This window comes from Citrobacter sp. GW821-FHT02E08 (assembly GCF_059421685.1).
On the sequence record NZ_JBWKVL010000005.1, the window covers coordinates 115,755 to 141,415 of the forward strand.

The 25,661-nt window shown below is 53.4% G+C and carries 22 protein-coding genes; 3 read left to right on the top strand and 19 right to left on the bottom strand.

The window, feature by feature from the left end:
- Nucleotides 1–73: 73 nt before the first annotated feature.
- The 19 genes from ftsZ to leuO form a co-directional block, all read right to left on the bottom strand.
- On the bottom strand, nucleotides 74–1,225 hold the full coding sequence (ftsZ, locus tag AC07UY_RS08995) for a cell division protein FtsZ (RefSeq protein WP_003018753.1): 1,152 nt from the start codon (nucleotides 1,223–1,225) through the stop codon (nucleotides 74–76).
- Nucleotides 1,226–1,286: 61 nt separating this feature from the next.
- Nucleotides 1,287–2,549 carry a cell division protein FtsA gene (gene ftsA / locus AC07UY_RS09000; RefSeq protein WP_192611085.1) on the bottom strand — a complete coding sequence of 421 codons (1,263 nt, stop codon included), beginning with the start codon at nucleotides 2,547–2,549 and terminating at the stop codon, nucleotides 1,287–1,289.
- On the bottom strand, nucleotides 2,546–3,376 hold the full coding sequence (gene ftsQ, locus AC07UY_RS09005; RefSeq protein ID WP_162381018.1) for a cell division protein FtsQ: 831 nt from the start codon (nucleotides 3,374–3,376) through the stop codon (nucleotides 2,546–2,548). Before ftsQ ends, ftsA begins: the two co-directional genes overlap by 4 nt.
- Nucleotide 3,377: 1 nt before the next feature.
- Nucleotides 3,378–4,298 carry a D-alanine--D-alanine ligase gene (locus AC07UY_RS09010; RefSeq protein WP_494701088.1) on the bottom strand — a complete coding sequence of 307 codons (921 nt, stop codon included), beginning with the start codon at nucleotides 4,296–4,298 and terminating at the stop codon, nucleotides 3,378–3,380.
- The gene (gene murC, locus AC07UY_RS09015) at nucleotides 4,291–5,766 is read right to left on the bottom strand and encodes a UDP-N-acetylmuramate--L-alanine ligase (RefSeq protein ID WP_494701087.1); all 1,476 of its coding nucleotides are present in this window, start codon (nucleotides 5,764–5,766) and stop codon (nucleotides 4,291–4,293) included. Before murC ends, AC07UY_RS09010 begins: the two co-directional genes overlap by 8 nt.
- A gap of 53 nt (nucleotides 5,767–5,819) precedes the next feature.
- On the bottom strand, nucleotides 5,820–6,887 hold the full coding sequence (gene murG, locus AC07UY_RS09020) for an undecaprenyldiphospho-muramoylpentapeptide beta-N-acetylglucosaminyltransferase (protein WP_494701086.1): 1,068 nt from the start codon (nucleotides 6,885–6,887) through the stop codon (nucleotides 5,820–5,822).
- Nucleotides 6,884–8,128 carry a cell division protein FtsW gene (gene ftsW / locus AC07UY_RS09025; RefSeq protein WP_494660046.1) on the bottom strand — a complete coding sequence of 415 codons (1,245 nt, stop codon included), beginning with the start codon at nucleotides 8,126–8,128 and terminating at the stop codon, nucleotides 6,884–6,886. The genes murG and ftsW overlap by 4 nt, the downstream gene beginning before the upstream one ends.
- Nucleotides 8,128–9,444, bottom strand: a complete 1,317-nt coding sequence (gene murD / locus AC07UY_RS09030) for a UDP-N-acetylmuramoyl-L-alanine--D-glutamate ligase (RefSeq protein ID WP_494660045.1) — start codon at nucleotides 9,442–9,444, stop codon at nucleotides 8,128–8,130. Before murD ends, ftsW begins: the two co-directional genes overlap by 1 nt.
- A 2-nt stretch (nucleotides 9,445–9,446) precedes the next feature.
- Nucleotides 9,447–10,529, bottom strand: a complete 1,083-nt coding sequence (gene mraY / locus AC07UY_RS09035) for a phospho-N-acetylmuramoyl-pentapeptide-transferase (RefSeq protein ID WP_203358930.1) — start codon at nucleotides 10,527–10,529, stop codon at nucleotides 9,447–9,449.
- Entirely contained in the window at nucleotides 10,523–11,881 is a 1,359-nt protein-coding gene (murF, locus tag AC07UY_RS09040) for a UDP-N-acetylmuramoyl-tripeptide--D-alanyl-D-alanine ligase (protein ID WP_494701085.1), read from the bottom strand. Before murF ends, mraY begins: the two co-directional genes overlap by 7 nt.
- The gene (gene murE / locus AC07UY_RS09045; RefSeq protein WP_203358932.1) at nucleotides 11,878–13,365 is read right to left on the bottom strand and encodes a UDP-N-acetylmuramoyl-L-alanyl-D-glutamate--2,6-diaminopimelate ligase; all 1,488 of its coding nucleotides are present in this window, start codon (nucleotides 13,363–13,365) and stop codon (nucleotides 11,878–11,880) included. The genes murF and murE overlap by 4 nt, the downstream gene beginning before the upstream one ends.
- A complete protein-coding gene (locus AC07UY_RS09050; protein WP_203358933.1) occupies nucleotides 13,352–15,118 on the bottom strand; it encodes a peptidoglycan glycosyltransferase FtsI in 1,767 nt (588 codons plus the stop codon). Before AC07UY_RS09050 ends, murE begins: the two co-directional genes overlap by 14 nt.
- Before the next feature lie 15 nt (nucleotides 15,119–15,133).
- On the bottom strand, nucleotides 15,134–15,499 hold the full coding sequence (gene ftsL, locus AC07UY_RS09055; RefSeq protein ID WP_203358934.1) for a cell division protein FtsL: 366 nt from the start codon (nucleotides 15,497–15,499) through the stop codon (nucleotides 15,134–15,136).
- Nucleotides 15,496–16,437, bottom strand: coding sequence for a 16S rRNA (cytosine(1402)-N(4))-methyltransferase RsmH (gene rsmH / locus AC07UY_RS09060; protein WP_276295228.1), 942 nt, complete (start codon nucleotides 16,435–16,437; stop codon nucleotides 15,496–15,498). Before rsmH ends, ftsL begins: the two co-directional genes overlap by 4 nt.
- A 2-nt stretch (nucleotides 16,438–16,439) precedes the next feature.
- Nucleotides 16,440–16,898: a division/cell wall cluster transcriptional repressor MraZ gene (gene mraZ / locus AC07UY_RS09065; protein WP_203361319.1), complete on the bottom strand. Its 459-nt coding sequence runs from the start codon at nucleotides 16,896–16,898 to the stop codon at nucleotides 16,440–16,442.
- A gap of 604 nt (nucleotides 16,899–17,502) precedes the next feature.
- Entirely contained in the window at nucleotides 17,503–18,507 is a 1,005-nt protein-coding gene (cra, locus tag AC07UY_RS09070) for a catabolite repressor/activator (RefSeq protein ID WP_203358935.1), read from the bottom strand.
- A 180-nt stretch (nucleotides 18,508–18,687) separates the two neighbouring features.
- Nucleotides 18,688–19,179, bottom strand: a complete 492-nt coding sequence (gene ilvN / locus AC07UY_RS09075) for an acetolactate synthase small subunit (protein WP_162380992.1) — start codon at nucleotides 19,177–19,179, stop codon at nucleotides 18,688–18,690.
- 2 nt (nucleotides 19,180–19,181) lie between these two features.
- Entirely contained in the window at nucleotides 19,182–20,906 is a 1,725-nt protein-coding gene (gene ilvI, locus AC07UY_RS09080; RefSeq protein WP_494701084.1) for an acetolactate synthase 3 large subunit, read from the bottom strand.
- 316 nt (nucleotides 20,907–21,222) lie between these two features.
- On the bottom strand, nucleotides 21,223–22,164 hold the full coding sequence (leuO, locus tag AC07UY_RS09085) for a transcriptional regulator LeuO (RefSeq protein WP_203361320.1): 942 nt from the start codon (nucleotides 22,162–22,164) through the stop codon (nucleotides 21,223–21,225).
- Nucleotides 22,165–22,820: 656 nt separating this feature from the next.
- Here leuO and leuL point away from each other — a divergent pair.
- From leuL to leuB, 3 genes are all read left to right on the top strand, one after another.
- Nucleotides 22,821–22,907 (top strand): leu operon leader peptide, encoded by an 87-nt coding sequence (gene leuL / locus AC07UY_RS09090; RefSeq protein ID WP_192614293.1) that lies wholly within the window; start codon nucleotides 22,821–22,823, stop codon nucleotides 22,905–22,907.
- A 90-nt stretch (nucleotides 22,908–22,997) separates the two neighbouring features.
- Complete coding sequence (leuA, locus tag AC07UY_RS09095) at nucleotides 22,998–24,569, top strand: 2-isopropylmalate synthase (RefSeq protein WP_203358937.1); 1,572 nt, start codon at nucleotides 22,998–23,000, stop codon at nucleotides 24,567–24,569.
- Nucleotides 24,569–25,660, top strand: coding sequence for a 3-isopropylmalate dehydrogenase (leuB, locus tag AC07UY_RS09100; RefSeq protein WP_192611069.1), 1,092 nt, complete (start codon nucleotides 24,569–24,571; stop codon nucleotides 25,658–25,660). The genes leuA and leuB overlap by 1 nt, the downstream gene beginning before the upstream one ends.
- Nucleotide 25,661 lies beyond the last annotated feature (1 nt).

Here is a 25,661-nt window from a genome sequence, read left to right on the forward strand (position 1 = left end):
AACCGAAGTGTACTATACATTCGGCGGGTCAGTTTAGCACAAAGAGCCACGATACCCAAATTCCAGCTAATTCTTAGTCAGCTTGCTTGCGCAGGAACGCAGGGATATCGAGATAATCCGGCTCTTTAGTGGTTTGCGGCGTGTTGTCGTTAACCACTTTAGCAACCGGTTTTTGCTCTTGCGTCAACGGCGCCATGCCGTGCTGCTGGTAGCGATCCATCACTGGCTGCTGCACCTGCTTATTGGTGACCAGGGTGATTTCCGGACGTTTGTCCATACCAATTCCAGTGGCAACAACGGTAACGCGCAGTTCGTCATTCATATCCGGGTCAAGAGACGTACCGATAACCACGGTTGCATTATCCGAAGCAAATGCACGGATGGTGTTACCCACGGTTTCAAACTCATCCAGACGCAGATCGAAGCCCGCAGTAATGTTGACCAGTACGCCGCGAGCGCCAGACAGATCGATATCTTCCAGCAGCGGAGAAGAGATAGCCATTTCAGCCGCTTCTTCCGCACGGTCTTCACCGCTCGCCACGCCGGAGCCCATCATCGCATAGCCCATTTCGGACATCACGGTGCGTACGTCTGCAAAGTCGACGTTCATCAGGCCAGGACGGGTTATCAGCTCTGCGATACCCTGTACCGCGCCTTTCAGCACGTCGTTTGCTGCGCCAAATGCGTCCAGCAGGGAAATACCGCGTCCCAGCACTTTCAGCAGTTTGTCGTTCGGAATAGTGATCAGAGAGTCCACATGTTTGGACAGCTCGGTGATACCCTGCTCCGCGAATGCCATACGCTTCTTGCCTTCAAAGTTGAAAGGCTTAGTCACGACAGCAACGGTCAGAATACCTAAATCTTTTGCGACTTCAGCAACCACTGGCGCTGCACCGGTACCGGTACCGCCACCCATGCCTGCTGCGATAAACACCATGTCTGCCCCGTCAAGCGCTGCACGCAGAGCTTCACGATCTTCGTCAGCCGCATTGCGACCCACTTCCGGGTTTGCGCCCGCCCCCAGACCTTTGGTAATACCGCTACCGATCTGAATGGTCTGGCCAACAGCAGTTTTACGCAACGCCTGGGCGTCAGTATTGACTGCAAAGAATTCAACACCTTCAATGCGCTCGCGCACCATGTGTTCAACGGCATTACCGCCGCCGCCACCGACGCCGATGACTTTAATCACCGCGTCGTTGGTCAGTTCCATAGGTTCAAACATAGTTTCTCTCCGTTTTGTGCCTGTCGCCTGAGACCGTTAATCTTCTCCGGTCTCATAAAAATTAAAACTCTTTTCGCAGCCAGCTATTAAGTCGCTTGATCCACGAGCCAACTGAAGCCGTAACACGTTTTTCTACTTCTGCTTCACCACTCAAATGGGACTCTTTCCCGTAGTGAAGCAACCCCACCGCCGTTGAGTAATACGGCTCCTGAGCATAATCCGTCAGTCCGGTGATATTCAGCGGCGCACCAATACGCACCTGCGTATGGAACACACGCTGGGCGCAGGCTGCAAGGCCTTCAATTTGCGCCGCGCCACCGGTTAACACAATCCCCGCCGCCAGATGATGTTTCACACCCTGCTGGCGAAGTTGTTCTTGTAATTGCAGTATCTCTTCGTTGACCAGATTGAGCAGTTCGGTATAACGCGGCTCAATGACCTCTGCGAGCGTCTGACGCTGCAGACTGCGCGGCGGTCGCCCACCTACGCTGGGCACTTCCACGCTCTCGTCTTTCCCAACGATGGAGCCTAACGCACACCCGTGGCGCACTTTAATGGCTTCGGCGTCGCTCGGCGGCGTACCAAAGGCATAGGCGATATCACTGGTCACTACGTTTCCTGCGTAAGGTATTACTTTGGTATGGCGCAATGCCCCGCCAGTATAAACGGCGATATCCATTGTACCACCACCAATATCCACCACGCAGACGCCCAGTTCACGTTCATCTTCCGTCAACACGGAATAACTGGCCGCCAGTCCGGCAAATATCAATTGGTCAACTTTCAGGCCACAACGTTCCACGGCTTTGACAATGTTTTTCGCCATATCGTTGTGGCACGTAATCAAATGCACTTTTGCCTGCATACGTACGCCGGAAAGACCGACAGGATTTTTGATGCCTTCCTGGTAGTCGATCGCGTACTCTTGCGGAATAACGTGCAGAACACGATGTTCATCACGAACACGGACCGACTTTGCGGTGTGCACCACGTTTTCCACATCTTCCTGCGTCACTTCCTCTTCGGAGATCGGCACCATGCCGATTTCATTCTGACAGCTAATATGCTTCCCAGAAAGCGCCAGATACACCGAGGAGATCTGGCAATCCGCCATCAGTTCAGCCTGGTCAATGGCGCGCTGTACGCACTTTACCACTGACTCAAGGTCGTTCACTCCGCCTTTATCCATACCGCGCGACGGGCAACTGCCCACCCCAATGATATTGACTATACCATCGGGCAGAACTTCCCCTACTAAAGCGGCAACCTTCGCGGTGCCAATCTCCAGTCCAACTACCAGTTTTCTGTCCGTCGCCTTGATCATTGTTGTTCTGCCTGTGCCTGATTCTGTTGCTGATTAGATTCCTCAGGAGGTAAGGGAACCCACCCTACTGCCGCCCCCGAGTCATAACGCAAATCAACGTAGCTAATCCGTTTGCCATCGGTTTGCGCCTGCTGCTGTAAAACCGGATAAAGTTCTACAAAGCGAGCCAAACGTTTCATGGTGTCGCCCCGACCCAGATTGAGCTTAATATCGTTATTCAGCGTCAACTGCCAGGAACGACGAGCGGTCATTGCCGCTTCCTTCAGGGTGAATCTATCCTTAGCCAGCACCTGCCCCATTTCACGGTACCCTTGCAACACTTCACTCGCGCTGCCTTCCGGGCCGTATAACATGGGTAAAACCTGTTTGCTGGTCCGATCGGTGGGTACACTGAAGGCATTACCTTCCGCATCCACCATATGCTGATCATTCCAACGCGCAATCGGCACATATTCAACCAGATGAATCTTCAATTCATCAGGCCACTGTTTTCTGACACTCGCCTGTTTAATCCATGGCAAACGTTCAATCTGACTCTGAATGATGTTCACGTCCTGGGTCATAAAGGTTCCAGGCGCCCCGAGAGCCAGAATTGACTGTCGGATATCATCATTGCGCGTGTAATGCCGATCGCCGGTCAGCACCAGTTTCGACAAGGGTAAACGCTGCGCGTCTTCCATCCAGCCCAACACCACCCAGCCGCTGACAAACACGGTGCACAACACTGTCAGCAGGAAAAGGATTCCTGCAAGACGCGTTCCATTACTGCGGCGTGAAGATGAGAGTTCTTCTTCACTGTTTCGCGTGTTCAGCGCAGCCTGCGACATATCAGTCCGCCAACTCCAGAATTCGTACCACCAACTGCGAGAAGCTCATGCCCGCCTGACGTGCCGCCATAGGCACCAGACTGTGGCTGGTCATACCCGGAGAGGTATTGGCTTCCAGCAGATAAAACTGGCCATCGCTGTCCTTCATGACATCGATACGACCCCAACCTTTGCAGCCCAGCGCGGTCCACGCTTTCAGGACTAATGCCTGTAACGCGGCCTCTTGATCCACTTCCAGACCAGCAGGACAGAAATATTGTGTCTCATCAGACAGATACTTCGCCTCATAATCATAGAAGGTTCCAGCGGGTTGGATACGAATTGACGGTAAAATTTCTTCACCGAGCATCGCTACCGTAAATTCTGGACCGCTGAGCCATTTTTCAATCAATACTTCTTCATCATGATGAAAAGCCAATGCTAATGCGTTTTGCAAAGCATTTTGTTCTTCAACTTTCGACATTCCCACGCTGGAGCCTTCACGGCTCGGCTTCACAATCAGCGGTAAACCCAACGCGGAAATTTGCGTCATGACGTCATCGCTAAGCCCTTTTTCGAACTCAGCGCGCGTTAACGCCACCCACGGCGCGACCGGTAATCCAGCCCCTTGCCACAGCAATTTGCTGCGCAGTTTATCCATTGAAATGGCAGATGCCATCACGCCACTGCCGGTGTACGGCAGGCCAATCAGATCCAGCATTCCCTGCAAAGTGCCATCTTCACCACCGCGCCCGTGCAGCGCGATGAACACCTTCTGAAAACCCATCGATTTCAGAAGGGTGATGTCAACCTCTTGCGGATCCACCGGATACGCATCCACGCCGCCTTCGCGTAAGCCAGCCAACACGGCGGCACCGGAATTCAGCGAAACTTCACGCTCAGCGGAGGTTCCCCCCAACAGGACCGCAATCTTATCAGCCATGTTGTTCTTCCTCCTGAGTTTGCGGCTTCAGTTTGATTTCAGCTAAGGAACGTGCGATTTTGCCGATATTTCCCGCACCCTGCACCAGAATCAAATCGTTGCCGGTTAATACCGGTGCCAGCATCTCCGCCACTTGGGCAGGGTCGGACACCAGAATCGGGTCAATCTTGCCGCGTCCACGAATGGTACGGCACAGTGAGCGGCTATCCGCGCCAGGGATCGGTGTCTCTCCCGCCGCATAAACGTCCAGCATCAGTAACGTATCAACCTGGGTCAATACGTTGGCGAAGTCATCGTACAGATCGCGCGTACGCGTGAAACGGTGCGGCTGGAACAGCATAACCAGATTTTTGTCCGGCCAGCCCGCGCGCGCGGCTTTGATGGTCGCGTCAACTTCCGTTGGATGATGGCCGTAATCATCGACCAGCATCGCCGTACCGGCTTTTCCGTTTACCGGCTCAAGCGGGAACTCACCAAGAACATCGAAACGGCGTCCTGTCCCCTGGAAGCTCTCCAGCGCACGCAGGATTGCCTCGTCTTCAATCTCTTCTTCCGTTGCTACCGCCACGGCAGCAGCCGCATTCAGGGCATTATGGCGACCTGGCGCATTCAAGGTCACGCGCAGCGCAGGTTTGTCCAGGCGCAAGAGCGTGAAATGCCCCTGCGGGCCAATCTGCTGATAGTCTTCAATACGCACATCCGCATCATCGCTAAAACCGTAGGTCGTGGTCTGACGCCCCACACGCGGCAGCAGCTCACGGATTACCGGATCATCAACGCACATCACTGCACGACCATAAAACGGCAAATTGTGCAGAAAATTAATGAACGTCTGCTTTAAATTTTCGAAGTCGCCCTGGTAGGTATCCATATGGTCCGCTTCGATGTTGGTGACAATCGCCACCATCGGTTGCAGATGCAGGAACGACGCATCACTCTCATCTGCTTCAGCAATCAGATAACGACTGTGGCCAAGACGCGCATGCACGCCCGCCGCTTTTACCAGACCACCGTTCACAAAGGTCGGATCCAGACCCGCTTCGGCATAAATACTGGAAACCATTGCGGTGGTTGTGGTTTTGCCATGCGTCCCGGCAATGGCGATGCCGTGACGAAAACGCATTAATTCCGCCAGCATCTCTGCACGGCGAATCACCGGAATGCGCGCTTCATGCGCGGCGACAATCTCCGGGTTATCCGCCGAAATAGCGCTGGATACCACCACCACGCTCGCATCACGGACGTTCTCCGGGCGATGGTTGAAAAAGATAGTGGCACCCAGACTCGTTAACTGTTGCGTAACCGGATTCGGCGCCAAATCGGAACCACTGATCTGATACCCTTCATTGGCCAAAACTTCGGCAATACCGCCCATACCAGCACCACCGATGCCGACAAAGTGAATATGCCGAACGCGACGCATTTCAGGCACGATGGAACGCAGTTTCGCCAATTGTTGTGTATTCATTCTTTACGCCATTAACTTCAAAATTTCATGCGATGCAAAAGGCACCGCCACAATTACACCCGGGCAGCCCGGCTCACTTCATTTGCGACTCGTTCTGTGGCATCAGGTATCGATGCAGCGCGAGCACGCTCTGCCATGGTGAGTAACGTTTCTCGCGACCACCCGGAAAGGGTGCTGGCGACGGCATCCACGGTAAACTGTGGCTGCTCGAGAATTTTGGCTGCGCCCGCTTTTTCCAGCGGCAGCGCATTCCAGTACTGCTGTCTGTCTTTATGCTGAAAGGGCACAAACAGCGCAGGGAGTCCCGCGGCAGCAATTTCACTCACGGTTAATGCACCCGAACGACAAACGACAACATCCGCCCACGCATAAGCGCCAGCCATGTCGTCAATAAACTCCGTCACCTTATGCTGCGGTTGCCCCACCTGTGCATAAGCGTCTTCAACCGTCTGCTGCGCGCCTTTACCGCTCTGATGCCAGATAGTGACCGCATCACCCAGTTTTGCGGCAACCTGCGGTAGCGTCTGGTTCAGAACGCGAGCGCCCTGGGAACCGCCAACCACCAGCAGACGAACCGGGCCTTCACGCCCCGCCAGACGCTCCTGCGGCAGAGGCAGCGCCAGCACGTCCGTACGCACCGGATTCCCCACCACTTCCGCTTTCGGGAAGGCGCCAGGAAAAGCCTGCATAACCGTGGTTGCGATCTTCGCCAGCCATTTATTGGTCAAACCGGCAATACCGTTCTGCTCATGCAGTACCACCGGGATCCCTAAAGACCAGGCAGCAAGGCCGCCGGGACCGGAAACATAGCCACCCATGCCCAGCACCACGTCGGGTTTGAACTGTTGCATGATGGCGCGCGCCTGACGCCAGGCGTTAAAAATACGCAGCGGGGCGGCAAGCAATGCCTTGATCCCTTTGCCACGCAAACCGGAGATACGAATGAAGTCAATCTCAATGCCGTGTTTTGGCACTAAATCCGCTTCCATACGATCGGCGGTGCCCAGCCAGCGAACCTGCCAGCCCTGGGCCATTAAATGGTGAGCAACGGCCAATCCCGGGAACACATGTCCGCCGGTACCGCCTGCCATCACCATTAACCGCTTCGGTTGACCACTCATCGTGAACCTCGTGTAAACGCCTGCGCTTTTTCCAGACGCGTTTCATAATCAATACGTAACAAAAACATGATGGCTGTCGACATAATCAACAAACTCGAACCACCGTAGCTGATCAGCGGCAGCGTCAGACCTTTGGTTGGCAGCATACCGGCAGCCGCGCCAACGTTGACAAGTGCCTGGAAACTAAACCAGATACCGATCGAACAGGCGAGAAAACCGGAGAAACGGTGGTCAATTTCCAGCGCTTTACGTCCAATCGACATCGCGCGAAAAGCGACGAAGAATACCATTAAAAGTGCCAATACCACACCGATATAACCCAGTTCTTCCCCAATAATGGCGAAGATAAAGTCGGTATGCGCCTCCGGCAGGTACTCCAGTTTTTGAACCGAATTCCCCAGTCCTTGCCCCCAGACTTCACCGCGACCAAATGCCATCAGCGATTGCGTCAACTGGTAACCGCTGCCAAACGGATCTTCCCAGGGGTTCCAGAAAGAGGTCACTCGGCGAATACGATAAGGCTCGGCTAGGATCAGCAGAACAACCGCCGATATCCCCATCCCGATGATGGCGATGAACTGCCACAGTTTCGCCCCGGCAAGAAACAGCATCGCCAGCGTGGTCACAAATAACACCACCACCGTACCGAGGTCAGGCTGCGCCAGCAAAAGCACTGCCAGCACCAGGATCACGCCCATCGGTTTTAAGAAGCCGCGCAGGTTATTACGTACCTCGTCGACCTTACGCACCAGGTAGTTCGCGAGGTAGCAGAACAACGACAGCTTGGTAAATTCCGCAGGCTGAATACGCAGCGGCCCCAGCGCAATCCAACGCGATGCCCCGTTAACGGAACTCCCCACCACCAGTACTATTAACAGCATGATGATCGACGCAATCAGCATCGTGGTGCTGTACTTTTGCCAGAACTCCATCGGCAAACGCAGCGTGATCATCCCCAGGCAAAATGCCAGGAAGATATACAGCGCATCACGCTTGGCAAACAGGAACGGGTCGTTCGCCAGCCTTTGCCCCACGGGCATCGACGCTGAGGTCACCATCACGAAACCAATCGCTGCAAGTCCCAGGGTTAACCACAACAACATGCGGTCGTACATAATCAGGCTGTCCGCGTCTTTCTCACGCGAAGCCATCACCCAGCCCTTAAGCGCAGCAAAGCCCCATGCCAGGAGTCCAAATCCCGGCAGGCGCGGCATTCTCAGGCGAGGCAGAGAGAAGCGCATCAACCCAACTCCTTCGCCAGGCGGGTAAATTCATCCCCCCGCTGCTCAAAATTCTTGAACTGATCGAGGCTGGCGCAGGCGGGCGACAACAGCACCATATCTCCCGGCTTCACGCGCGGCGCGATCAAGCGCATCGCCTCTTCCATCGTTTCCGTCTGTTCAGCGACGTCCGGACGCAGTTCCGCCAGTTGTGCGCCGTCACGGCCAAAGCAGTACAGACGAACACGATCGCCGTTCAAATAACGCCCCAGCGAAGAGAAATCCGCTGATTTACCATCTCCGCCGAGCAGCAGATGCAGCGTGCCATCGACATGCAGCCCCTTCAACGCCGCTTCGGTACTGCCTACATTGGTCGCTTTAGAATCGTTGATCCAGCGAACACCGTTATGCTCCAGCGCCAACTGGAAGCGATGCGCAAGACCGGTAAACGTCGTTAACGCTTTCAGGCTGCTGGCGCGCGGTAATCCTGCTGCGTCCGCCAGTGCCAGCGCCGCCAGCGCGTTGGTGTAGTTATGCTGACCGGAAAGCTTCATCTCTTTCACGTTCAGTATTTTTTCGCCTTTGACCCGCAGCCAGGTTTCGCCCTGCTGACGGTTAAGGTGATAGTCACCCATATTGACGCCAAAACTCACGCAGCGCTCATCCGCACCGCGTACCGGCATGGTTAGCGCATCATCGGCATTCACCACGCACACTTTCGCATTCTCGTACACACGCAGTTTCGCCGCGCGATACTGTTGAAGACCAAATGGATATCGGTCCATATGATCTTCCGTAACGTTCAGAATTGTTGCGGCAGCGGCCTGTAGACTGGAGGTGGTTTCCAGTTGGAAACTGGACAGTTCAAGCACATAGAGTTCGCGATCGTCATCCAGCAACATCAGGGCTGGCAGACCGATATTGCCGCCCACACCGACGTTAACGCCCGCCGCTTTCGCCATTTCGCCAACCAGCGTCGTTACCGTACTTTTACCGTTCGACCCGGTGATAGCGACAATGGGTGCCTGCGCTTCGCGACAGAACAGCTCAATGTCGCCCACAATTTCAATACCCGCATCAGCAGCAGCGCGTAGTGAAGGATGCGCAAGGGCAATACCAGGGCTGGCAACCACCAAATCGGCGGCTAATAGCCACTCGTCGTTCAGGCTGCCAACGTGGCGTTCAACCGCTTCAGGTAATTTATCCAGTCCCGGCGGCGTCGCGCGGGTATCCATCACACGGGGCGTCACGCCACGCGCGAGGAAAAAGTCCACGCAAGAAAGTCCGGTGAGACCCAGACCAATGATAACGACGTTTTTACCCTGGTAATCAGCCATGATTAGCGTACCTTCAGCGTTGCCAGGCCAATCAGCACCAGCATCAGCGAAATAATCCAGAAGCGCACAATGACGCGCGGCTCCGGCCAGCCTTTCAGTTCATAGTGATGGTGAATCGGCGCCATGCGGAAAATACGCTGCCCGCGCAGCTTAAAGGAACCGACCTGCAGGATGACCGACAACGTTTCCACCACGAACACCCCGCCCATAATTACCAGCAGGAATTCCTGACGCAGCAGCACGGCGATAATCCCGAGTGCACCGCCCAGCGCCAGTGAACCGACGTCACCCATAAAGACCTGCGCCGGATAAGTGTTAAACCACAGAAAGCCTAACCCCGCGCCGACAATCGCCGTACAGACAATCACCAGTTCACCGGCATGGCGTAAATAGGGAATGTGCAGGTAGCTGGCGAAGTTCATGTTACCGCTCGCCCACGCCACCAGCGCAAAACCAGCCGCGACAAACACGGTTGGCATAATCGCCAGGCCATCAAGGCCATCGGTCAGATTGACCGCGTTCCCCGTCCCCACAATCACGAAGTACGCCAGCAGAACGTAGAACAGCCCCAACTGAGGCATCACGTCTTTAAAGAACGGCACCACCAGTTGAGTGGCTGGCGTATCTTTGCCCGCCAGATAGAGGGCAAACGCCACGCCTAATGCAATGACGGACATCCAGAAATACTTCCAGCGCGCAATCAGGCCTTTCGTGTCTTTGCGGACCACTTTGCGATAGTCATCGACGAACCCAATAATGCCGTAGCCAACCAGCACGACCAATACACACCAGACATACGGGTTAGACGGGTAAGCCCACAGCAGCACAGAAACGACAATCGCGGTCAGGATCATAATGCCGCCCATCGTCGGCGTCCCGCGCTTGCTGAAATGCGACTCCGGACCGTCGTTACGCACAACCTGGCCAAACGACAATTTTTGTAAACGGGCAATCATGCGCGGGCCCATCCACAAAGAGATGAACAGCGCGGTCAGCAGGCTGACGATGGCGCGAAACGTCAGATACGAAAAGACGTTAAAGCCGGAATAATATTTGACCAAATGTTCGGCCAGCCAAACTAACATGTCCCATTCTCCTGTAATGCGTGTACTACCTCTTCCATGGCGGCACTACGTGAACCTTTCACTAAAACAGTCATTGTCTGATGCTCTGCAACCAGCGCCTTAAGACGCGTCACCAACGCAGATTTGTCAGCAAAATGCTCGCCGACGCCGCTGGCGTCACTGATGGCCTGGCTCAGTTTCCCGGTACTCAATACACAATCGATATCTGCCGCTTTCGCCGCCTCGCCAACCTGCACATGGCACGCTTCGCTTTCTGCCCCCAGTTCCGCCATATCGCCAACCACCAACACACGAAAGCCCGGCATTTCAGAAAGAACCTGTACGGCTGCGGTCATCGACCCTACATTGGCGTTGTAGGAGTCATCAAGCAACAGCTGGTTTTCTGCCAGTGAGATCGGGAACAAACGGCCAGGTACGGCCGTTAAGTTAGCCAGACCCGCTTTGATAGCCTCGAGCGGCGCACCAACCGCCATCGACAACGCGCTCGCAGCGAGTGCATTGGCGATATTGTGGCGGCCAGGTAACGGCAGCAGCACATCAATGCTGCCCTTCGGGGTTTGCAGAGAAAACGTTGTGCCATGCAGCGTCACGTGGATTTGGGTTGCCGTGAAATCACTGTGGGCGGCATTGGGTGAAAAGCGCCAGACCGTGCGATCGCCAATAATGCTCTGCCAGTTCAACCAGTCGTTGTTATCGGCATTCAAGATGGCAATGCCGTTTTCCTGCAGACCGGTAAAGATTTCGCCTTTGGCTTTCGCCACGCCCGCCAGCGAGCCGAACCCTTCCAGGTGCGCCGCAGCGAGATTGTTCACCAGCGCCGCTTCCGGACGCGTCAGGCCGACGGTCCAGGCAATTTCACCCTGGTGGTTAGCGCCTAATTCAATCACCGCATAGTCATAATCATGATTCAGACGTAGCAGCGTCATCGGCACGCCGATGTCGTTATTGAGATTGCCGGCGGTATATAAAGTGTTTCCGCACTGGCTCAGAATGGCCGCCGTCATCTCTTTAACCGATGTTTTACCGGATGAACCGGTTAACGCCACCACGCGGGCCGGAACCTGCGCGCGTACCCACGCCGCCAGTTCACCAAACGCCAGACGCGTGTCTTTGACAATCAGTTGCGGGAGGTCGATATCGAGCGGACGGCTGACCAGCAGCGCCCCTGCCCCGCCTGCTTTCGCTTTATCGGCAAAATCGTGGGCGTCGAAGCGTTCGCCTTTCAGCGCCACAAACAGGCAGCCTGGCGTCAGTTGACGCGTATCGGTCGTTACCGCGTCCAGCGTTAAATCGGCACCTTGCAACTCGCCGTGCAGAATCTCAGCCAGCTGGCTGAGCGTTACGCTAATCATGCGATAACCCCCAGCAGACGCGCGGCGGTCACACGATCGGAATAGTCGAGACGCTGGGAGCCGACGATCTGATAATCTTCATGCCCCTTACCCGCAATCAGTACGACGTCGTCCTCTTTCGCTTGCATAATGGCGTTGGTGACGGCTTCGGCACGGCCTTCCATCACCTTCGCATGCCCGGCGTCCAGCATTCCGGCAAGGATATCGTTGATAATGGCGCGCGGCTCTTCAGTACGCGGGTTGTCGTCGGTCACCACCGCCACATCAGCAAATTGTTCAGCAATCGCGCCCATTAGCGGACGTTTGCCTTTGTCGCGATCGCCGCCGCAGCCGAAGACGCACCACAGTTTGCCTGCGCAATGCAGGCGTGCCGCTTCGAGCGCTTTTTCCAGCGCGTCCGGCGTATGGGCGTAGTCAACAACGACAGTCGGTTTACCCGGCGCACTGAAGACTTCCATGCGCCCGCAAACGGGCTGCAGGCGGGAGGCTGTTTTCAGCAGTTCTGCCAACGGATAACCCAACGCCAGCAGCGTAGCCAGCGCCAGCAGAAGGTTGCTGACGTTAAACGCGCCCATCAGACGGCTTTCAATCTCGCCTTCGCCCCAACTGGAAGCAAAACGAATGGTCGCTCCGCTGTCGTGGTAATTCACCTCAACGGCTTTCAACCAACGGCCATGGCAGTTGGGATTAATACGGTCTTCCATCGAAACGGCAACCGCGTCCGGCAGTTTCGCCAGCCAGCGACGCCCCACGTCATCATCAGCATTAACAATCGCCTGACCGCAGTGATGCGTGGAGTACAGCAGCCATTTCGCCGCTTCGTAATGCTCCATGTCACCGTGATAGTCGAGGTGATCACGACTTAAATTCGTAAAGACTGACGCCGCAAATTTCAGCGCAGCGACGCGGTGTTGCACCAGGCCGTGAGAAGAAACTTCCATCGCGCCGAGTGTCGCGCCCTGCTCAACCAGTCCCGCCAGCACATGCTGGACATCAACCGCTGAACCGGTGGTATTTTCCGTCGGGATCACTTTGCCCAGCAAACCATTGCCTACTGTTCCCATCACCGCGCTGGTTTCGCCGAGCAATTGGCTCCATTGCGCCAGCAGTTGGGTGGTTGTGGTTTTACCGTTTGTGCCGGTCACGCCCACCAGACGCATTCTTTCTGAGGGTTCATGATAGAAGCGACCAGCCAGTGCAGATAAACGCTCGTTGAGCTGGCTGAGATAGATGACCGGAACGCCGTGCATTTCACGGATCTCACCGTCGGTCGCCTCATCTTTTGCCTCTGCAATAATGGCAGCCACACCTTGCGCTATCGCCTGCGGGATATATCGACGCCCGTCCGCCTGATGACCTTTTACTGCCACAAAGAGATCGCCCGATGCAGCCACACGGCTGTCGAGTGTCATCTCCCGCAGTGCTCGCTCCGGTGCGCCCGGCACCCATGGAGCAAGAAGGTCGCGCAAATTACGATCTGCCACCTGTTCCCTCGCCTTGATTAATTACGAATTCACTTTTCTCGCCCGTTGCCAGTGCGTCCGGTTCGATGTTCATGGTGCGCAGTACGCCGCCCATGATGGCACCAAAGACCGGCGCGGAAACGGCGCCGCCGTAGTATTTACCCGCCTGCGGATCGTTGATAACAACAACCAGCGCAAAGCGCGGCTGACTCGCAGGCGCAACGCCTGCGGTATACGCAATGTATTTATTGATGTAGCGCCCGTCCGGGCCCACTTTTTTCGCCGTACCGGTTTTAATGGCGATGCGATACCCTTTGATCGCGGCTTTTACGCCACCGCCGCCCGGTAATGCCACGCTCTCCATCATGTGCACGACGGTACGAACGGTAGATTCCGGGAAGATACGCTCGCCCGGAACGGGCGGGTCAACTTTGGTAATTGAGAGCGGGCGATAGACGCCGTAGCTGCCAATCGTTGCATAGACTCGCGCTAACTGTAACGGCGTTACCATTAGCCCATAGCCGAAAGAGAAGGTGGCCCTCTCTATGTCAGACCACCGTTGTTTTTGAGGATATAAGCCACTGCGTTCTCCGACCAACCCCAAATTGGTCGCTTTTCCCAGCCCAAAACGTGAGTAAGTATCTACTAACGCTGAGGACGGCATCGCTAACGCCAGCTTAGAAACACCGACGTTACTCGACTTCTGTAAAACCCCGGTAAGGGTCAGTTCGCTGTAACGCGCCACGTCTTTGATTTCGTGACCGTTAATTCGGTAGGGAATGGTGTTGAGTACGGTATTTTCACGCACCACGCCGCGTTGTAGCGCGGTCATCACCACCATCGGTTTGACGGTTGACCCCGGTTCGAAGACGTCGGTAATGGTACGGTTACGCATGACATCTTTCTGCGTGCCGGTCAGGTTGTTCGGGTTATAAGACGGGCTGTTAGCCATTGCCAGCACTTCGCCAGTGCTCACATCCACCAGCACGGCGCTACCCGACTCCGCCTTGTTAAAGGCTACAGCGTTATTCAGCTCGCGATACACCAGCGCCTGTAAGCGTTCATCAATGCTCAACGCCAGGTTATGCGCCGCCTGACTGTCGGTAGAAGAGATATCCTCAATGACGCGACCATAGCGATCTTTACGCACAACACGTTCGCCCGGCTGACCCGTAAGCCACTTATCAAAGCTCTTCTCAACGCCTTCAATACCCTGACTGTCGACGTTGGTAAAACCAATGAGGTGAGCGGTCACTTCTCCGGAAGGATAGTAACGGCGGGATTCTTCACGCAGATGAATACCAGGAAGCTTCAGCTTTTTGATGTAATCGCCAAGATCCGGGTTTACCTGACGCGCCAGATAAATAAAGCGGCCTCTTGGATTCGCGTTAACACGCGCCGCCAGCTGATCGAGCGGCATTTTCAGCGCGTCAGCCAGCGCTTTCCAGCGATTATCCAGTGTAATGCCACCGGCATCATGCAGCTCTTTCGGATCGGCCCAAATCGCTTTTACCGGGACACTCACAGCCAGCGGACGACCAGACCGATCGGTTATCATGCCGCGTGATGTTGCGACTTCCTGCACACGTAGAGAACGCATGTCCCCCTGGCGCACCAGCATATCCGGCGCGATGATCTGCAGCCAGGCCGCGCGACCCAACAGAAAAACCAGCGCCAGTAAAATGCAGCCGCACAGCAACGCAAAACGCCAACTGATAAAGTTGGGCTGTTCTTCCTGGCGTTTTGGTTTGAGCGTTTTTGCCGCTGCTTTCATGCGTCGCGTTTATCCTTATTTTTGCACTACGATATTTTCTTGTGAGGGATCAACATGCTGCAACTGCAGTTTTTCCGTTGCAATCCGTTCCACCCGGCTATGATCGCCGAGCGCATTTTCTTCAAGGATCAGGTTGCGCCATTCGATATCCAACGCATCCCGCTCCAGAACCAATTGCTCACGCTGCGCGGTCAATAGTCGCGTGTGATGCGCCGTGGTGACGACAGTCACCGCCGTCAAAATGATGCAAATGAACAGGCAGAGTGGCAGCTTCCCGTACCGCAAAAGATCGTCACCGATCACGCCAGGCAAAGCATGGCGCTCGTTGCTTCCTATTGATCCCTTAACTTTGCTGAGGGCATCTGTCACTCTGCTGATCATGCGTTCGTCCTCTCTGCAATTCGCAGAACTGAACTACGGGCACGTGGATTCTCTGCCACCTCTTCTTCGCCCGGCATCAACTTGCCTAACGCTCGCAACTCGCGGCCACCCAGTTTTTTGAGCTGATCTTCCGTCATCGGCAATCCTGCTGGTACTTGCGGACCGCGACTTTGCTCACGCATAAAGCGCTTCACAATACGGTCTTCCAGCGAGTGGAAACTGATGATGGAAAGTCGCCCTCCCGGGGCCAGCACGCTGAGCGAGCTTTTTAGCGCCTGCTCTATCTCCTCCAGTTCACTGTTCACCCAAATGCGCACCGCCTGGAAGGTACGGGTCGCGGGATGTTTGTGTTTGTCCTTCACCGGCGTCGCAGCCGCAATCACTTCTGCGAGCTCTTTGGTACGAGTCATCGGCTCAATGCGGTTACGTTCAACAATGGCGCGGGCAATACGTTTACCAAAACGCTCCTCGCCAAAGGTTTTGATCACCCAGGCGATGTCCGCTTCTTCAGCCGTTTGCAGCCATTCGGCAGCAGACTGGCCACGCGTTGGGTCCATTCGCATATCCAACGGACCATCACGCATGAAGGAAAAGCCGCGCTCGGCATCATCGAGTTGCGGAGAAGAGACGCCAAGATCGAGAAGGATTCCGTCAATCTTACCCGTCAGTTCACGCTCGGCGACGTACTCAGCCAGCGCAGAGAAAGGTCCATGAATGATGGAGAAGCGAGGATCATTGATGGTTTCGGCAACGGCAATAGCCTGCGGATCGCGATCGATTGCCAGTAAACGTCCGTTGTCGCCAAGTTGCGACAGGATCAGACGTGAGTGACCACCGCGACCAAATGTCCCATCAATGTAAATGCCGTCAGGGCGAATGTTCAGACCGTTTACGGCCTCGTCCAGCAGCACCGTTGTATGTTTAAAATTTTCCATCATCATTATAGAGACAAGTCCTGCAGTCGCTCCGACAAGGTTTCGGTAACAGACTGCTCAGCGTCGATATCTTCCTTGACCCGTTGATACCAGGTCGTTTCATCCCACAGTTCAAATTTGTTGAACTGTCCAACCAGCATCACTTCTTTCGTCAGTGCGGCATGTTGCCGCAGAATCGGCGCGATCAATAGACGACCGGCACTGTCCATCTGACATTCGCTGGCATGTCCCAATAGTAAGCGCTGCACGCGGCGCTCAACCGGATTCATGCTCGACAGACGCGATAATTTTTGCTCGATAACTTCCCATTCAGGCAGGGGGTACAGCAGCAGGCACGGGTGATGAATGTCAATGGTACACACCATTTGACCGGTAGCGCTCTCGAGCAGTTGATCCCTATAACGGGTGGGCACAGATAAGCGCCCTTTACTGTCGAGATTGACTAACGTTGCTCCCCGGAACATGCCAGCCTCACCCCCAATTACCACTTTATCCCACAAAATCCCACTTAAAGGAGTTTACGGAGCGGAGGAAAAGCTTGTCAAGCCAGTAGCAACGCTTACCGGAGCAAAAAACCCAATGTTTACGGCTAATATCAGCGTTGATTAAATTACGTCCAACGAACGAAGCAAATTAACGTCATGAATATTTGTAAGAAAAAAAAACAAAAACTCATCACCGTTTAAAACGACTCAATACCATCTGAAGAAAATATAAAGTGTCAGTTTGCGACGCGAGCGGCATTTTAGGACATATTGCAGCGGGATAACAGTACCTGTTTATCGGTCGTTATGCCCCCTGCAGCCAGGGAGTACGATGCGTTACCGCATCAGGGAAGGAAAGTGTTTGTTAATTCGGCAATTCCCCACAAGCATGTAACAAAATAATACAAGAGCAACCTGCCGTTACCGCCCAATAACCTGAAAAAGGGTTGTGAGAGTGCAATCAGGATTATTTATAAGATATCTCAGCGAGATTTTAAGGAATAATCTTAATTCTGATACGGTTATTGATTTTCTTTTTTTATTTCCCCCGCACCTAAGCATTTTCTGGCGCGGGGGTATTAACTCAGCTACGGCTAAGGACGCCACGGCGATACAAATTACGTTTGATCCGTGTTAAACCCGGTTTTGGCTTACGGGGCTCATCCAGACTCGCCAGAACAATCTCAAGAACACGCTCGGCGACATCACGATGGCGTTGCGCCACGGCAAGTACCGGACATTGCAGAAAATCAAGCAGTTCATTATCACCAAAAGTGGCGATAGCCAGTTCGGAAGGTAATTTCCCGTCACGACGTAATGTCACATCCATCACGCCCTGCAACAGTGCAAAAGAAGTGGTAAACAGCGCCTGCGGCATCGGGTGCGTTTCCAGCCATTTTTCAAACAGCTGCGCTGCGGCGGCCCGCTCGTAACTGTTGGCATACAAGAAATGCACTTCACGCGGATCATCCTTCCACGCGGTACGGAATCCCTGCTCACGCAGGAAACTCACCGACAGTTCTGGCAGCGCGCCCAAATAGAGCACCGTTTCCCCAGGGAATTTGCGAAGCTCTCCAGCCAGCATTTCCGCATCATCCTGGTCAGCGCCAACAACGCTGGTAAAATGTTCGCGATCGAGGGCACGATCCAGCGCAACAATTGGGAACGCGTCATTCGCCCAGCGCTGATAGAAAGGATGCTCCGGCGGCAAAGAGGTCGACACAATAATTGCATCAACCTGGCGCTGCAAAAGGTGTTCAATACAGCGCATTTCGTTATCCGGCTGATCTTCAGAACAGGCGATCAACAGTTGATAACCCCGCTGGCGCGCCTGGCGTTCCAGATAGTTTGCAATGCGGGTATAACTTGTGTTCTCAAGGTCAGGAATGACCAGACCAATGGAGCGAGTGCGTCCCGCACGCAGCCCGGCAGCCACAGCATTGGGGTGATAATTATGCTCGCGCACCACCGCCATGACTTTTTCAACGGTCTTGTCGCTCACGCGATATTGCTTTGCTTTTCCGTTAATAACGTAGCTTGCAGTCGTTCGCGATACACCGGCTAGCCGAGCGATTTCATCCAGTTTCACAATTGCCCCTTGCGTAAAAAGTACAAACCATAACCACTGAGACGGCATGGGTAAAATTAATTAACATCTAATCGCAGAATACGCACTGCGGCAACCGCTTTTGTCTCTGGTTATTGCGGATTTCGCAAAAAAAGGCCCAACCGGTAACGTTGGGCCTGCGAAATCGGCGTAAGGTATTCCTTAGCGCATGATTTTATCACCGCGCGAAAGGCCGACCACGCCTGAACGCGCAACTTCGACAATCTTCGCCACCTCGCGCAACGTTGCCAGGAAAGCATCCAGTTTTTCACTGGTTCCCGCCAGTTGGACAGTATAAATAGACGGGGTGACGTCGATAATCTGCCCACGGAAGATCTCGGTGTTGCGCTTGACCTCTTCACGCCCGTAGCCGCTGGCCTGGATCTTCACCAGCATGATTTCACGTTCAACGTGCGCCCCTTGCCCAAGCTCGCTCACCCGCAACACATCGACCAGCTTGTGCAACTGTTTTTCGATTTGTTCGAGGACTTTTTCATCACCCACGGTCTGGATGGTCATACGCGATAATGTCGGATCGTCAGTCGGCGCAACGGTCAGGCTTTCAATATTGTAGCCACGCTGCGAAAAGAGGCCGATAACGCGCGACAATGCCCCTGACTCGTTCTCCAGCAATACAGATAATATCCGGCGCATAATCAGGTCCTCTCCGTTTTGCTTAACCACATTTCATCCATCCCGCCCCCGCGAATCTGCATAGGGTAGACATGCTCACTGCCATCCACCGTCACGTCGACGAAGACCAGGCGATTATTATGTACGTGCTCAAGGGCCTCGCTCAGTTTGCTTTCCAGCTCGCCCGGATGGTTAATCTGGATCCCAACATGACCATAGGCTTGCGCCAGACGTACAAAATCAGGCAACGACTGCATGTAAGATTGCGAATGCCGCCCCGAGTAGATCATGTCCTGCCACTGCTTAACCATCCCCAGATATCGGTTATTCAGGTTGAGCACCAGAACAGGCAATTCATACTGCAGCGCAGTCGACAGCTCCTGGATGTTCATCTGGATACTGCCATCGCCGGTCACACAAACGACCGTTTCTTCGGGCAGCGCCATCTTCACCCCCAGCGCCGCTGGCAGACCGAACCCCATGGTGCCCAGACCACCGGAGTTAATCCAGCGGCGCGGTTTATCAAACGGGTAGTAAAGCGCGGCAAACATCTGGTGTTGGCCGACGTCGGAGGTGACGTACGCCTCGCCTTTGGTAAGACGCCAGATAGCCTCGATCACCGCTTGCGGTTTGATGCTCTCACTTTGCGTGTCATATTTCAGACACTGGCGGGCACGCCAGCGCTCAATCTGCTGCCACCAGTCGCGAATATCATCCAACGGTTGCGCGGCGGACTCTTGCGGTAGCAATTCCAGCATCTGCTCCAGCACCAGACGCGCGTCGCCCACAATCGGCACATCTGCCGTCACGGTTTTTGAGATAGACGTAGGATCAATATCAATATGTAAAACGGTCGCATTCGGACAATATTTTGCCAGGTTATTAGTTGTGCGATCGTCGAACCGTACCCCCACCGCAAAAATTACATCCGCGTTATGCATGGTCATATTCGCTTCATACGTGCCATGCATGCCCAACATCCCTAAGGACTGTTGATGCGTTGCCGGGAATGCGCCAAGCCCCATTAATGAAGAGACAACCGGGAGATTGAGCGTCTCAACCGTCTGACGTAGTTCCTCATGGCAGGCTGAATTTATCGCCCCGCCGCCCACGTAGACCACCGGTTTTTTCGCTGCCACAAGGGTTTGCCACGCGCGCTTAATTTGCCCTTTATGCCCTGTCGTTGTCGGATTATACGAACGCATACTGACGGCATCCGGCCAGACATAAGGCAGTTTTTTCGCCGGGCTTAGAATATCTTTGGGTAAATCCACCACGACAGGGCCGGGCCGCCCGCTCGCCGCCAGCCAAAACGCCTTTTTGAGCACCTGAGGGATATCTTCCGTCTGCTTGACCAGGAAACTGTGTTTTACCACCGGGCGGGAGATCCCCACCATGTCACATTCCTGAAACGCATCGTAGCCAATCAACGAGGTCGCCACCTGGCCGGAAAGGATCACCAGCGGAATAGAATCCATGTAGGCCGTAGCGATGCCCGTAATGGCGTTTGTCGCTCCGGGACCTGAAGTCACCAGCACCACGCCTACCTCACCGGTCGCCCGCGCTAACCCATCCGCCATATGCACGGCAGCCTGTTCATGACGTACCAGGACGTGATCGATCCCCCCCACCGTATGCAGTGCATCATAAATATCGAGAACTGCGCCCCCGGGATATCCGAAAACCTGTTTCACGCCCTGATCGATGAGCGATCGCACGACCATCTCGGCTCCAGACAACATCTCCATGGCTTGCCTCACTGTATGATGATTAACATTTGCTAAACACATTAACCGCTCGTCCTGATGCAGGCAATTCGGGTAGACGCCGGTAAACAGAGTGAGAATAGAATAAATGAGAGGAATGAAAGGATTTAATGGCGGATTACACCATGATACGTATTCGTGGTGACAATTAATCGCTTAAAAATGAGGAGTTACAGCAATTCCTCTATTTTTCAGGATGCCCAACATGAAGCTCAACAGTAAATTCAGTATAAAATTTCACACTTATTAAAGAATGCAGAATAAACCAGAAGCCGCACCCTGATTTATTCTGCCCGTTTTATCGCTTGCAGACAGAAACCAATAACTCTTCCATCCACTGATGTCCTTTATCGCGACCGGCTGCTTCATGCCAGGAGAGATAACACGTCCGGTTATTCAGTTTTAAAGGTAGAGGCAATATTTGTAATTCTAATGAGCCCGCAAATTCTTCTGCCAGCCAGCGAGGGGCAATAGAAACCAGGTGCGTTTGCGAAACAACATTAAGCACGCTAATCATCGCCATACCTTGATAGGCGACACAGGCTTGTTTATCCGCTGAGTCATACCAGGGTTGGCTAAAAGAAGCAAAACGATCCAGTGAAACAACAGCGTGCTGTTCATTATACACATCGCTTTCCAGCAATGGACCATTGATATGCGGATGTTTTTTACTGGCAACTAATACCATTTCATCATTAAACAGCGGAATGCTGGTGAACTCGGGACGACGAAATTCCTCATAACTAATAACAAATTCCGTTTCCTGATAACGTAATTGATGTTCTGTGTTCTGATTTAATGATGATTTAAAAACAACATGTATATTCGGGGCAATTTGTTCTACACGATTATAAATAAGAGACGTCAGAATATTATCCAACGGACTGCAGACACAAAGATTGAACACGCGTTCGCTGCTGGTCGGTTCGAAGCCCGAACCCGGTAACTCATTCTGCACCAGTTGCAGCGCCTGCCGAACGGAACCGAATAGCTGAAATGCACGCGCTGTCGGCTGAATACCACGCCCGTAACGCACAAATAACTCGTCATTAAACATGACTTTCAAACGCGCAACTGCGTTACTTACCGCAGGTTGTGACATCCCCAGAGAATGTGCCGCTCGCGTGATATTCTGTTCCTGCATTACCGCATCAAAAACGGTTAATAAATTGAGATCAACCATTCGAAGTTGCGGTTTCCCCATCTCTAAAAGATGCGGTTTAGTTTTTACCTCTGGCATATTTAACTCCACTGTCACACTACACTTCCTTTTCCTTGGGGGGAATGCAGAAATAAACTCAGAAAATATGATTTACCATGCATATAGAATAAGAAAAAGAAAAATAAAAAAATTAGGAAAACATAAAGGCATCGTTTAGAAAACGGTGAAAGATATGACAAACATAACGTGATAAATGTCACACCCAATAATTCATAATGTTCAAATTACGGAAGTAATATAACCATAAGCGCGACGAATACACAATCATACGTTTAGTGAATGATTATTTAAGTTTTAATTAAATATTTATATTAACAGAACCCTTACTCTTAACATTAATTTATCAATAAGGTGCTGGCGAGGATAAAAACTCATTCACTGAAAATATAAAAACAATGTAAATCATAAAGATAAACAACGCCTTTACAAGACCTTCCAAAGACCTTTCTTCACAGGCAAATGAAAAAAAATATGCTTAAGTATTTCAAATGATGAAAAGTGTGAACGACAAACAACTAATTTGTCTTTTATTGGACTGATTGCCCAGCACAATTAGCTAAAGTAAAAGACAAAATCCCCCTCGCAACAACAGCATTTTACAGGGGAGAGGGTTGACTTCAGACAACGTATCCAGTACCACTAAAAGCATATCGCTTTCGCCTGGAGTTTGATTAATGATTCGTAACGTTCGCTTCCTCAGCCTACTACTACTAAACGCATCCTCGTTGCGCGGTAGACTGGTGAGCGACATTCAGCATTAAGTCATCTTCCAGTAAGACAAAAAACCCGCGCCGTTGCGCGGGTTTTTTTATGCCTGATGCAAGGCGCTCTCAGAGACAAGGACCTAAACCATGAGCCAGCAAGTCATTATTTTCGATACGACCTTACGCGACGGTGAACAGGCGTTACAGGCAAGCCTGAGTGTGAAAGAAAAACTGCAGATTGCTCTGGCGCTTGAGCGTATGGGCGTTGACGTAATGGAAGTCGGTTTCCCTGTCTCTTCCCCTGGCGATTTTGAGTCCGTACAGACCATTGCGCGCCAGGTTAAAAATAGCCGTGTGTGTGCTCTGGCCCGCTGTGTAGAAAAAGATATCGATGTGGCGGCTGAGTCGCTGAAAGTCGCTGAGGCATTCCGTATCCATACGTTTATCGCTACATCGCCGATGCATATCGCCACCAAATTGCGCAGCACGCTGGACGAGGTCATTGAACGCGCGGTTTACATGGTCAAACGTGCACGCAATTACACGGATGACGTGGAATTCTCATGCGAAGATGCAGGCCGCACCCCAATTGCCGACCTGGCTCGCGTAGTAGAAGCCGCCATCAACGCAGGGGCAAGAACCATCAATATCCCTGATACCGTGGGTTACACCATGCCTTTCGAGTTTGCAGGTATCATTTCCGGGCTGTATGAGCGAGTTCCGAACATCGATAAAGCCATCATCTCTGTTCACACCCACGATGACTTAGGTTTGGGCGTGGGTAACGCACTGGCAGCAGTGCATGCGGGCGCGCGTCAGGTAGAAGGCGCGATGAACGGTATCGGCGAACGTGCCGGTAACTGCTCGCTGGAAGAGGTGATCATGGCGATTAAAGTGCGTAAAGATATCCTGAACGTACAGACCCGCATTCATCACCAGGAAATCTGGCGTACCAGCCAGTTAGTCAGCCAAATCTGTAACATGCCGATTCCGGCGAACAAAGCGATTGTTGGCAGCGGCGCCTTTGCCCACTCTTCCGGCATCCATCAGGATGGCGTGCTGAAAAATCGTGAAAACTACGAAATCATGACACCAGAATCGATCGGCCTGAATCAAGTTCAGTTGAACCTGACGTCACGCTCAGGCCGCGCGGCGGTAAAACACCGTATGGATGAGATGGGTTATAAAGAGGACGAATACAGCCTGGACAATCTGTATGACGCGTTCCTGAAACTGGCGGATAAAAAAGGTCAGGTATTCGACTACGACCTGGAAGCGCTGGCCTTCATTAACAAACAGCAGGAAGAGCCAGAGCATTTCCGTCTGGATTATTTCAACGTGCAGTCCGGCTCGAACGATATCGCCACGGCGTCCGTCAAACTGGCCTGCGGCAACGAAGTGAAGGCAGAAGCGGCCAACGGCAACGGTCCCGTCGATGCTATCTATCAGGCCATCAACCGTATCACTGATTACAACGTCGAGCTGGTGAAATACAGCTTAACGGCAAAAGGCCACGGCAAAGATGCGCTGGGCCAGGTGGATATCGTCGCCAACTATAACGGTCGCCGTTTCCACGGCGTCGGCCTGACGACGGATATCGTCGAATCCTCCGCCAAAGCGATGGTGCATGTCCTGAACAACATCTGGCGTGCGGCTGAAGTCGAAAAAGAGTTGCAACGCAAAGCTCAGAACAACGAAAACAACAAGGAAACCGTGTGATGTCGAAGAATTACCATATTGCTGTGTTGCCGGGCGACGGTATTGGCCCGGAAGTCATGGCGCAAGCCCTGAAAGTACTGGATGCCGTTCGCAACCGCTTTGCCATGCGTATTACCACCAGCCATTACGACGTAGGCGGCGCTGCCATCGACAATCACGGTCAACCGCTGCCGCAGGCCACGGTTGAAGGCTGTGAGCAAGCGGATGCCATTTTGTTTGGCTCGGTCGGCGGTCCAAAATGGGAAAAACTGCCGCCTGACCAGCAGCCCGAGCGCGGCGCCTTACTGCCGCTGCGTAAGCATTTCAAATTGTTCAGCAACCTGCGTCCAGCCAAACTGTACCAGGGGCTGGAGGCCTTCTGCCCGTTACGTGCGGATATTGCCGCCAACGGTTTCGATATCCTGTGCGTGCGCGAGTTGACCGGCGGGATCTATTTCGGTCAGCCAAAAGGCCGTGAAGGTCACGGTCAGTATGAAAAAGCCTTTGATACCGAGGTCTATCACCGTTTTGAAATCGAGCGTATCGCACGCATTGCTTTTGAGTCAGCCCGTAAACGCCGCCATAAAGTGACGTCAATTGATAAAGCGAACGTACTGCAAACGTCCATTCTGTGGCGTGAGATCGTCAATGAAATCGCGAAAGAGTATCCGGACGTTGAACTGGCGCACATGTACATCGACAACGCCACCATGCAGTTGATCAAAGATCCGTCTCAGTTCGACGTGCTGCTGTGCTCCAACCTGTTTGGCGACATCCTGTCTGACGAATGCGCCATGATTACCGGTTCCATGGGCATGTTGCCTTCCGCCAGCCTGAATGAACAAGGTTTCGGCCTGTATGAACCTGCGGGCGGCTCGGCGCCAGATATCGCCGGGAAAAATATTGCCAATCCGATTGCGCAAATCCTCTCTCTGGCGCTGCTGTTGCGCTACAGCCTGGAGGCAAACGACGCCGCAACCGCGATAGAAAGCGCCATTAATCGCGCGTTAGAAGAAGGTATCCGCACCGGTGATTTAGCCCGTGGCGCTGCCGCAGTCAGTACCGATGAGATGGGCGATATCATCGCCCGCTACGTCGCAGAAGGGGTGTAAT

Bases quoted from the DNA above. Each gene is read 5' to 3' on its own strand.
- ftsZ (WP_003018753.1), bottom strand. From the start codon at position 1,225: ATGTTTGAACCTATGGAACTGACCAACGACGCGGTGATTAAAGTCATC.
- ftsA (WP_192611085.1), bottom strand. From the start codon at position 2,549: ATGATCAAGGCGACGGACAGAAAACTGGTAGTTGGACTGGAGATTGGC.
- ftsQ (WP_162381018.1), bottom strand. From the start codon at position 3,376: ATGTCGCAGGCTGCGCTGAACACGCGAAACAGTGAAGAAGAACTCTCA.
- AC07UY_RS09010 (WP_494701088.1), bottom strand. From the start codon at position 4,298: ATGGCTGATAAGATTGCGGTCCTGTTGGGGGGAACCTCCGCTGAGCGT.
- murC (WP_494701087.1), bottom strand. From the start codon at position 5,766: ATGAATACACAACAATTGGCGAAACTGCGTTCCATCGTGCCTGAAATG.
- murG (WP_494701086.1), bottom strand. From the start codon at position 6,887: ATGAGTGGTCAACCGAAGCGGTTAATGGTGATGGCAGGCGGTACCGGC.
- ftsW (WP_494660046.1), bottom strand. From the start codon at position 8,128: ATGCGCTTCTCTCTGCCTCGCCTGAGAATGCCGCGCCTGCCGGGATTT.
- murD (WP_494660045.1), bottom strand. From the start codon at position 9,444: ATGGCTGATTACCAGGGTAAAAACGTCGTTATCATTGGTCTGGGTCTC.
- mraY (WP_203358930.1), bottom strand. From the start codon at position 10,529: ATGTTAGTTTGGCTGGCCGAACATTTGGTCAAATATTATTCCGGCTTT.
- murF (WP_494701085.1), bottom strand. From the start codon at position 11,881: ATGATTAGCGTAACGCTCAGCCAGCTGGCTGAGATTCTGCACGGCGAG.
- AC07UY_RS09050 (WP_203358933.1), bottom strand. From the start codon at position 15,118: ATGAAAGCAGCGGCAAAAACGCTCAAACCAAAACGCCAGGAAGAACAG.
- ftsL (WP_203358934.1), bottom strand. From the start codon at position 15,499: ATGATCAGCAGAGTGACAGATGCCCTCAGCAAAGTTAAGGGATCAATA.
- rsmH (WP_276295228.1), bottom strand. From the start codon at position 16,437: ATGATGGAAAATTTTAAACATACAACGGTGCTGCTGGACGAGGCCGTA.
- mraZ (WP_203361319.1), bottom strand. From the start codon at position 16,898: ATGTTCCGGGGAGCAACGTTAGTCAATCTCGACAGTAAAGGGCGCTTA.
- ilvN (WP_162380992.1), bottom strand. From the start codon at position 19,179: ATGCGCCGGATATTATCTGTATTGCTGGAGAACGAGTCAGGGGCATTG.
- ilvI (WP_494701084.1), bottom strand. From the start codon at position 20,906: ATGGAGATGTTGTCTGGAGCCGAGATGGTCGTGCGATCGCTCATCGAT.
- leuO (WP_203361320.1), bottom strand. From the start codon at position 22,164: ATGCCAGAGGTAAAAACTAAACCGCATCTTTTAGAGATGGGGAAACCG.
- leuL (WP_192614293.1), top strand. From the start codon at position 22,821: ATGATTCGTAACGTTCGCTTCCTCAGCCTACTACTACTAAACGCATCC.
- leuA (WP_203358937.1), top strand. From the start codon at position 22,998: ATGAGCCAGCAAGTCATTATTTTCGATACGACCTTACGCGACGGTGAA.
- leuB (WP_192611069.1), top strand. From the start codon at position 24,569: ATGTCGAAGAATTACCATATTGCTGTGTTGCCGGGCGACGGTATTGGC.